The 8,615-nt window shown below is 72.2% G+C and carries 7 protein-coding genes; 5 read left to right on the top strand and 2 right to left on the bottom strand.

Annotated elements, in window-relative coordinates; all coding sequences use genetic code 11:
* Positions 1-91: 91 nt before the first annotated feature.
* Positions 92-871 carry an alpha/beta fold hydrolase gene (locus tag AB0L95_RS18320; protein WP_365162711.1) on the bottom strand — a complete coding sequence of 260 codons (780 nt, stop codon included), beginning with the start codon at positions 869-871 and terminating at the stop codon, positions 92-94.
* Between the two features lie 37 nt (positions 872-908).
* Positions 909-1,232 carry a DUF427 domain-containing protein gene (locus tag AB0L95_RS18325; protein ID WP_365162712.1) on the bottom strand — a complete coding sequence of 108 codons (324 nt, stop codon included), beginning with the start codon at positions 1,230-1,232 and terminating at the stop codon, positions 909-911.
* A gap of 51 nt (positions 1,233-1,283) precedes the next feature.
* Between AB0L95_RS18325 and AB0L95_RS18330 the strand changes: the two genes are divergently transcribed.
* From AB0L95_RS18330 to AB0L95_RS18350, 5 genes are all read left to right on the top strand, one after another.
* Positions 1,284-1,823, top strand: coding sequence for a TIGR00730 family Rossman fold protein (locus tag AB0L95_RS18330; RefSeq protein WP_365162713.1), 540 nt, complete (start codon positions 1,284-1,286; stop codon positions 1,821-1,823).
* Between the two features lie 15 nt (positions 1,824-1,838).
* Entirely contained in the window at positions 1,839-2,537 is a 699-nt protein-coding gene (locus tag AB0L95_RS18335; protein ID WP_365162714.1) for an SDR family oxidoreductase, read from the top strand.
* Positions 2,538-2,607: 70 nt separating this feature from the next.
* Positions 2,608-3,615 (top strand): methionine synthase, encoded by a 1,008-nt coding sequence (locus tag AB0L95_RS18340; protein WP_365162715.1) that lies wholly within the window; start codon positions 2,608-2,610, stop codon positions 3,613-3,615.
* A gap of 15 nt (positions 3,616-3,630) precedes the next feature.
* Complete coding sequence (gene ligA / locus AB0L95_RS18345) at positions 3,631-5,826, top strand: NAD-dependent DNA ligase LigA (protein ID WP_365162716.1); 2,196 nt, start codon at positions 3,631-3,633, stop codon at positions 5,824-5,826.
* A gap of 225 nt (positions 5,827-6,051) precedes the next feature.
* Positions 6,052-8,382: a bifunctional diguanylate cyclase/phosphodiesterase gene (locus tag AB0L95_RS18350; protein WP_365162717.1), complete on the top strand. Its 2,331-nt coding sequence runs from the start codon at positions 6,052-6,054 to the stop codon at positions 8,380-8,382.
* Positions 8,383-8,615 lie beyond the last annotated feature (233 nt).

The following is an 8,615-nucleotide window of genomic DNA, read 5'->3' on the forward strand; positions in this document are numbered from 1 at the left end:
CCGACAACGCGGCGAGGTGCCGTGCCTGGGGGCACCTCCCAGCCGCCAGGCTGGGGGAGTCGCGGGCCAGACGGGACTTTCGAAACACGCCCTAGCTCCCGAAGAACGCCGCCAGCACCGGAGCGAGCACCTGGGGCTCCACCATGTGGTCCTGGTCCTTGAGGGTGCGGTACGTGCCCCGGGGCGCCACCCGGGCGACTGCCTCGGCCGCCCTGCGCAGCCACTCGGGGCTCGCGCCGCCCGCGACGGCCAGCACGGGGACGGTGACCGTGGCCAGCCGCTCCCGGGGCACCAGCCCGTCGCCCATCACGGCGTCGTCGTAGGCGAGGGTCGGCGCGAGCGCCTCCATGTCGGCCCACATCGGGGACCGGCGCGCGTTGGCGATCATCTCCGGGGCCAGTCCGGTGAGGCCGAGGAACAGCTCGACCGCGTCCCCGCGCCGGCCCTGCCCGAGCGCCTCGCCGAGACGCGCGGTGTACTCCGCGCGTTCTGGCTGCCCGCCCCCGTAGTCGGCGAACGGCGGCTCGTAGACGGCGACCCCGCGCACCGGCAGCCCGCTCGCCGCCGCCTCAAGAGCCAGCGCGCCGCCGGACGAGATGCCGTAGAGCCACGCCTCGCCGTCCGCCGCCTCGACGAGCGCCGCGAGGTCCTCGACCTCGCGGGCCACCGCGTACGGCTCCGTGTCACCGCTCCCGCCACGGCCCCGGCGGTCGTACACGACCACGCTGAAGCGGTCCGGGAGATGCGCGGCCAGGGGTGCCACGGTGGCGCCCGTGGACATCGCGCCGCTCACCAGGACGACCGCCGGGCCCCGTCCGGTGCGTTCGTACGCGATGCGGGTGCCGTCGCGTGAGATGGTCTGCTTGTCCATGCCTGTGAGACTGCCGCAGGGCGGCGGCCTCAGTCGCTCACGACACCTCCACTTCGTAGAAGCAGAGGTGGTCCTTGATGGCGGCGACCTCCGGCTTGGGGTCGGGGTACGCCCACACGAGGTTCTCCGCGTCCGGCAGCGACCAGTACGACGCCGTGCCCTTGAAGGGACACTCGGTGTGAGTCTCGGACGGGGTCAGCAGATCCGTGCGGACATCCTCGGCGGGGATGTAGTACCGCACGGGACAGCCGGTCTCCCGCAGCACGAGGGCGCGCTCGCTCTCCGCCAGAACCTGTCCGCCGTGCACCACGCGCACATGCTCGTCGCCCTGCTCGATGGTGATCGTGTGTCCGTTGCTCATATTGGAAAAGCACGTGCGGGGCCCCGGTTCTTCCCGCGTACGGTGTTCGGCATGAACATCTGTGTCTTCCTCTCCGCCGCCGACCTCGCCGACCACTACACCCGCCCCGCACGCCAGTTCGCGGAGCTGCTCGGCAAGGGCGGTCACACCCTGGTGTGGGGCGGCTCCGACGTCGGCCTCATGAAGGTGGTCGCCGACGGGGTGCAGGAGGCGGGCGGCAGGCTCGTGGGCGTCTCGGTCCGGTTCCTGGCCGCCAAGGCGCGGACGGGCACCAACGAGATGGTGGTCGCCGAGGACCTGGCCGAGCGCAAGAGGCTGCTCCTGGAGAGGGCCGACGCGGTCGTGATCATGGTGGGCGGAACCGGGACGCTCGACGAGGCGACCGAGATCCTGGAGCTGAAGAAGCACGGACACACCGACAAGCCGGTGGTCCTGCTGAACACGGCCGGCTTCTACGACGGCCTGAAGGAGCAGTTCCGGCGGATGGAGGACGAGGGCTTTCTGCCGCGCCCGCTCTCGGAGCTGGTGTTCTTCGCCGAGGAACCGGTGGGCGCGCTCGCGTATCTGGAGGAGTCGCTCGGGATCGGCTAGCCCCGGGATGCGAGCATGGCGGGCATGGCAACTCATGTGATCACCGGAGCGGGTTCCGGCATCGGCGCGGCAGTGGCCCGCCGCCTCCACGCGCGCGGGGACGCTCTTGTGCTCCACGCGCGCGATGCGGGCCGGGCGAAGGAACTGGCGGCCGAGTTCCCGGGGGCGGCGACCCTGGTGGGCGACCTTGCCGACCCGGACAAGCTGTCCTGGGCGTTCTCGCACCAGCCGCTGCCGGACCGGGTCGACTCCCTGCTGCACATCGCGGGCGTGGTCGACCTCGGCCCGGTCGGCGAGCTGACCCCCAAGTCCTGGCGCCACCAGCTGAACGTCAACCTGATCGCCCCCGCGGAGCTGACCCGTCACTTCCTGCCGCAGCTCCGCGCCGCGCGCGGCCACGTCGTGTTCGTGAACTCCGGTGCGGGCCTGAACGCGCATGCGGACTGGTCCGCGTACGCGGCCTCCAAGCACGGCCTCAAGGCCCTCGCGGACTCCCTGCGCCACGAGGAGCACGCAAACGGCGTCCGGGTCACCTCGGTCTACCCCGGCCGCACGGCGACCCCGATGCAGGCCAAGGTCCACCAGCAGGAGGGCAAGCCGTACGACCCGTCCGGATGGATCGACGCCGAGTCGGTGGCCACGGCCCTGCTGATGTGCCTGGATCTGCCGAGGGACGCGGAGGTCAACGACCTCACGGTGCGGCCGGGGGCATAGCCACCACCGGGCGTCCCGGCGGACCCGGCACCGGGGACGGCCGCGCCTCCGGAGGGCCTACTCTGCACGGGTGAGTGAAGACAGCCAGTTCAGGTTCGGTGCCGCCACCGGGATCGGGTCCATGCCGGGCGGCGACGCCCGGGAGGCCGCCAAGACCGTCACCGGAAGCTTCGAGGACTTCCCCTTCCTCGCCGAGCTGCCCGCCCGCGGGCCCGGTGCGGACATGATCGGGCGGACCGCCGGGATGCTCGTCGAGCTGTACGCGCGCGTGGAGCCCAGCGGCTGGCGGTTCGGGGACCGGCCCGGGCGGGACACCCGGCGGGCCCGCTCCTGGCTGGGCGAGGACCTGGACGCCCTGGAGGAGTTCACCCAGGACTACGAGGGACCGCTGAAGGTGCAGGCGGTGGGGCCCTGGACGCTCGCCGCCGCCCTGGAGCTGAAGAACGGCGAGGCCGCGCTCTCCGACCCCGGCGCCTGCCGTGATCTCGCCGGCTCCCTCATGGAGGGGCTGCGGCTCCACCTCGACGAGGTACGGCGCCGCGTACCAGGAGCCCGGCTCGTCCTCCAGCTCGACGAGCCCTCGCTCACCTCCGTCCTGCGCGGGCAGGTGAAGACCGCCAGCGGCTACCGGACCCACCGGGCCGTCGACCGGCAGATCATCGAGGCCACGCTGCGGGACGTCGTCCAGGTGCACGCGGACGGCCCGGTCGTCGTGCACGCGTGCGCACCCGACGTGCCCTTCGGCCTGCTGCGCCGGGCGGGCGCCGCCGCCGTCTCCTTCGACTTCTCGCTCCTCACCGAGCGTGACGACGAGGTGATCGGGGAGGCGGTGGAAGCGGGCACCCGACTCTTCACCGGGGTCGTGCCGGGCACCGACGGCCCATTGTCAGACCCTGCCGGTAGCGTCATGGGTGTCAGGACGCTGTGGCGCAGGCTGGGGCTGCGTCCGGGGCTTCTCGCGGAGGCGGTCACGGTCACGCCGGCGTGCGGGCTCGCGGGCGCCTCCCCGGACTACGCCCGCCGGGCGCTCGCCCACTGCGTCCGGGCGGCGAGATCCCTCGCGGACAACCCAGAGTAACGGGAGGACAACACGGTGGCCGGCGACAAGCAAGCGGAGACGACGGTGCCCGTCGAGGCACGGGAGCAGCACGCGCAGCTCGCTGAGCAGATCGAGGAGCACCGCTTCCGGTACTACGTGAAGGACGCTCCCGTCATCAGCGACGCGGAGTTCGACCAGCTCCTGCGCTCCCTGGAGGCGCTGGAGGAGCAGTACGCCGAGCTGCGCACCCCCGACTCGCCCACCCAGAAGGTCGCGGGGGCGTACGAGACGGAGTTCACGGCCGTCGAGCACCGCGAGCGCATGCTCTCCCTCGACAACGCCTTCGACGACGCGGAGCTGGCCGCCTGGGCCGACCGTGTCGCCAAGGAGGTCGGCACCTCCGCCTACCACTTCCTGTGCGAGCTGAAGGTCGACGGCCTCGCGGTCAACCTGACCTACGAGCACGGCCGTCTGACCCGCGCGGCGACCCGCGGAGACGGCCGCACGGGCGAGGACATCACTCCGAACGTGCGGACGATCGCGGAGATCCCGGACCGCCTCGACGGCGACCGGGTGCCTGACCTCGTGGAGATCCGGGGCGAGGTCTTCTTCCCGATGGAGAAGTTCGAGGAGCTGAACGCCCGGCTGGTCGAGGGCGGCGACAAGCCCTTCGCCAACCCGCGCAACGCGGCGGCGGGTTCGCTGCGGCAGAAGGACCCGCGCATCACGGCCACCCGCCCGCTGCACATGGTGGTGCACGGCATCGGCGCCCTCAAGGGTTTCGAGGACGGCCTGACCCGTCTCTCCGAGGCGTACGACCTGCTGCACTCCTGGGGCCTGCCCACCGCCCGGCACAACAAGGTGGTCGACGACCTCGACGGCGTACGGGAGTTCATCGCGTACTACGGCGAGCACCGCCACTCCGTGGAGCACGAGATCGACGGGGTCGTCGTCAAGCTCGACGAGATCCCCCTCCAAGGGCGGCTGGGCTCCACCTCGCGCGCCCCGCGCTGGGCGATCGCGTACAAGTACGCGCCCGAGGAGGTCAACACCAAGCTGGTCAACATCCGCGTGGGCGTGGGCCGTACGGGCCGGGTCACCCCGTACGCGCAGGTCGAGCCGGTCACGGTCGCGGGCTCGGAGGTCGAGTTCGCCACCCTGCACAACCAGGACGTGGTCAAGGCCAAGGGCGTGCTCATCGGCGACACGGTGGTGCTGCGCAAGGCCGGTGACGTCATCCCGGAGATCCTCGGCCCGGTCGTCGACCTGCGCGACGGCACCGAGCGCGAGTTCGTGATGCCGTCCGAGTGCCCCGAGTGCGGTACGCCGCTGCGGCCCATGAAGGAGGGGGACGTCGACCTCCGCTGCCCGAACGCGCGGACCTGCCCGGCCCAGCTGCGGGAGCGGCTGTTCTATCTCGCCGGCCGCAAGGCGCTGGACATCGAGCACTTCGGCTATGTGGCCGCAGCGGCCCTCACCAAGCCGCTGGAGCCGGCGGAGCCTCCGCTGAGGGACGAGGGCGATCTGTTCGACCTCACGATCGAGCAGCTGCTGCCCATCAAGGCGTACGTCCTGGACCAGGACAGCGGTCTGCCCAAGCGCGACCCGAAGACCGGCGAGGAGAAGATCGCCACGGTCTTCGCCAACCAGCAGGGCGAGCCCAGGAAGAACGCGCTCGGGATGCTGGAGAACATCGCCGCCGCCAAGGAGCGCCCGCTCGCGCGCGTTCTGACCGGGCTGTCGATCCGTCATGTCGGCCCGGTCGCCGCTGAGGCGCTGGCCCGGGCCTTCCGCTCCGTCGACCGTATCGATCAGGCCACCGAGGAGGAGCTCAGGAACACGGACGGCGTGGGGGAGATCGTCGCGCGCTCCGTCAAGGAGTGGTTCGCCGAGGACTGGCACCGCGAGATCCTCCGTAAGTGGAAGGCCGCAGGTGTGCGGCTGGAAGAGGAGGGCTCGGGCGAGGACGAGGGCCCGCGTCCGCTGGAGGGGCTCACCGTCGTGGTCACCGGCACTTTGGAGCGGTTCACCCGTGACGGGGCCAAGGAGGCCCTGCAGAGCCGTGGAGCAAAAGTGACCGGTTCTGTCTCAAAGAAGACGTCTTTCGTGGTCGTTGGTGAGAACCCGGGATCGAAGTACGACAAGGCCATGCAATTGAAGGTCCCCGTGCTCAACGAGGACGGTTTCGCGGTCCTGTTGGAACAAGGGCCGGACGCAGCGGCGGAAGTGGCCCTTCCGACCGGGGAGTAGTGGTTGAAGGCCGCCCGTTCCGCGCATACCAGATGCATAGGGCGGCCGGGTCGTATTCGGGCAACCGTCGACGACCGCTGCCCGTGAAAGCCTTCCGCGGCCTACTGTTGAGATGTGCGCCTGCCGTGCCCGCACGCGTGGTGGGTATCAGACGCGATGCCGTTGACGGGTCGTCGGGCAGCAGGCCGCGTGGCGTGGGCACCGCCGGCTGTGAGAGGGACGGGAATGGAACCGACCGAGAGCGCCACCTCGGACTCACGGCTGCTCCTGCGCCGGATGTCCGGCGCCTGGCGGCTCTGCCGCCGCACCACAGGGACACCGGCACGCGGGAACGGCTTGGGCGTCGTGCCGAGCGGACTCCCGGGCGTGCCACCCGCGGCGGGCCCCGGCCACGTCACCGGAGTGCCCCCGAGGAGCCTCCCGGCCCTCGTTCCCGCCCAGGCCACCGCCCCCGGGGCCGTTCCTCCGACCGCGGTGCCGCCCGGCCCGCCCGGTCCGGACGGCACGCACGACGAGGGGCGCGCGGCCCGGCTCGCGCTGCCCGCGGCGGTCGTCGCGGTGGCGGCGTGCGTCCTCGGCGCCGGTCTCCTCCGTGCGTTCGGCGGACATCACGCGCTCTTCCCGTCCGGCACCGTCGGCTGGTCCCTGGCCGTGCTCACCGGTGTCATCGTCGGCCATCTGGTCGCCCTCGGCCGCGTCCGCTCCTGGGGCGGTACGGGCTCCGGCGCGGCCCTGACCCTCGCCGTCCTGCTGCTGTACGGCTGGGTGCCCGCCGGAATGGTCAGCCTCACGGTCGTCGTCCTGGTCGTGACGGCCCGGCTCGGCCGCTGGCGGCAGGGCGTGCTGCACGGCGCGGTCGACATCCTCGGCATCGGCGCCGCGGCGCTCGTCCTGGCCGTCTTCGGACACGTCCCGACCGTCGAGGACCCCTGGGACCCCCAGAGCTGGACCGTCACCACCGCGCCCCAGGTCGTCCTTGTCGCCGGGGCCTACCTCGCGGTGACCCGGCTGCTGCTGTGGTACCTCCAGGCGGTGCGTGCCGGGAAGCTGCCCACGGTCGCCCGTTCCGCCCTGGTCAGGCAGGGACTTGTCGCCGTCGCCCTGCTCGGCATCGCCCCGCTGATCTGCGTCGTCGCCGTCACGCTCCCGATCCTGCTGCCCTTGTTCTCCGTCCCGCTCGTCGCCCTGGACTCCACCCTGTGGATAGCCCGGGCCCGCGCCGAGGAACAGTTGCGCGACCCCCTGACCGGCCTGCCCAACCGTCAGTGGCTGCTGGAGCGCACCTGGACGGCGCTCGACGACGCCGAGCGGATCGGTGCGCGGGCCGCCCTGATGCTGATCGACCTCGACCGCTTCCGTTCGGTGAACGACACGCTCGGCCATCTCGCCGGCGACCGGCTGCTTCTGCAGATTGCCGAGCGGCTGCGGCTCGCACTGCCGCGCGGGGCGGAGGCCGCGCGGCTCGGAGGGGACGAGTTCGCCGTGTTACTGCCCGTCGCGGACTCCACGACGTCCGCGTCACGGGCGGCCCGCAACCTGGTCGCTGCGCTCAGCTCCCCGCTCGACCTCGACGGACTCACCCTGGTCCTGGAGGCCAGCGCCGGGGTCGCCGTCTTCCCCGAGCACGCGCTGGACGCGGAGGGGCTGCTGCAGCGGGCGGACGTCGCGATGTACCAGGCGAAGCGGGACCGTACGGGGGTGGAGGTCTACGAGTCCAAGCGGGACTCGAACACTCCGGACCGGCTCGGACTGCTGGGAGATCTGCGCCGCGCGCTGGACGCGCACGAGGTGGAGCTGCACTACCAGCCCAAGGTGCGCTTCGACGGGCAGGTCGCCGGGCTGGAGGCACTCGTGCGGTGGGTGCATCCCGAACGCGGAAAGGTGCCGCCGGACGAGTTCATCGCGATCGCCGAGTCCTCCGGGCTGATGCCGCATCTGACGGAGTACGTGCTGGAGACGGCACTCGCGCAGGTGGCGCGCTGGCGGGCGCAGGGCCTGCGGGTCCCGGTGGCGGTGAACGTCTCGCCCCGGGATGTGCACACCCCCGGTTTCGCGGGCGCGGTGGCCGCGCGGCTGGCCCGGCACGGGGTGCCCGCGGGGGCGTTGCAGCTGGAGATCACGGAGCATGTGCTTCTGGAGGACCCGCAGCGGGCCGCCGACACGCTGGCCGGGCTGGCCGGGCACGGCGTGAAGATGTCGCTGGACGACTTCGGGACGGGGTACTCCTCGCTGGTCCATCTGCGGCGGCTGCCGGTGAGCGAGCTGAAGATCGACCGTTCGTTCGTGGCGCGGCTCGCGGTGGACGCGGAGGACGCGGAGATCGTGCGTTGCACGGTGGACCTGGCGCATTCGCTGGGGCTGCTCGTCGTCGCGGAGGGGGTCGAGGACGACGAGACGTGGGAGCGGTTGCGCGATCTGCGGTGCGACGCGGTCCAGGGCTGGCTGGTGGCGGCCGCGATGCCGCCGGAGGAGACGACGGCGTGGCTGCGGGCGCGGGGCGCCCGCGGCTGGCAGCGCCCGAGGGCCGCACTCCCGGCGGCGGCGACGGACGAGTAGCCCCACCACCGCCCTGACGACGGAGGCCCGCGCCACACAGACCCGGAGCGCACGGACATCGGGGCGCATGAGCGTACGGGCGCTCGCTCGCGCGCACGGCCACCCCGGCTCACGATCGACGAGGGACTCGGGTCCGTCGATCGCCCCGCGTCTCCCGGACGCCCCGCGCTCGTCGATCGCCCCGCGTCTCCCGGACGCCCCGCGCTCGTCGATCGCCCCGCGTCTCCCGGACG

The organism is Streptomyces sp. NPDC052036 (genome assembly GCF_040680495.1).
Taxonomy (GTDB): Bacteria; Actinomycetota; Actinomycetes; order Streptomycetales; family Streptomycetaceae; genus Streptomyces.

Bases quoted from the DNA above. Each gene is read 5' to 3' on its own strand.
- AB0L95_RS18335 (WP_365162714.1), top strand. From the start codon at position 1,839: ATGGCGGGCATGGCAACTCATGTGATCACCGGAGCGGGTTCCGGCATC.
- AB0L95_RS18330 (WP_365162713.1), top strand. From the start codon at position 1,284: ATGAACATCTGTGTCTTCCTCTCCGCCGCCGACCTCGCCGACCACTAC.
- AB0L95_RS18325 (WP_365162712.1), bottom strand. From the start codon at position 1,232: ATGAGCAACGGACACACGATCACCATCGAGCAGGGCGACGAGCATGTG.
- AB0L95_RS18350 (WP_365162717.1), top strand. From the start codon at position 6,052: ATGGAACCGACCGAGAGCGCCACCTCGGACTCACGGCTGCTCCTGCGC.
- AB0L95_RS18320 (WP_365162711.1), bottom strand. From the start codon at position 871: ATGGACAAGCAGACCATCTCACGCGACGGCACCCGCATCGCGTACGAA.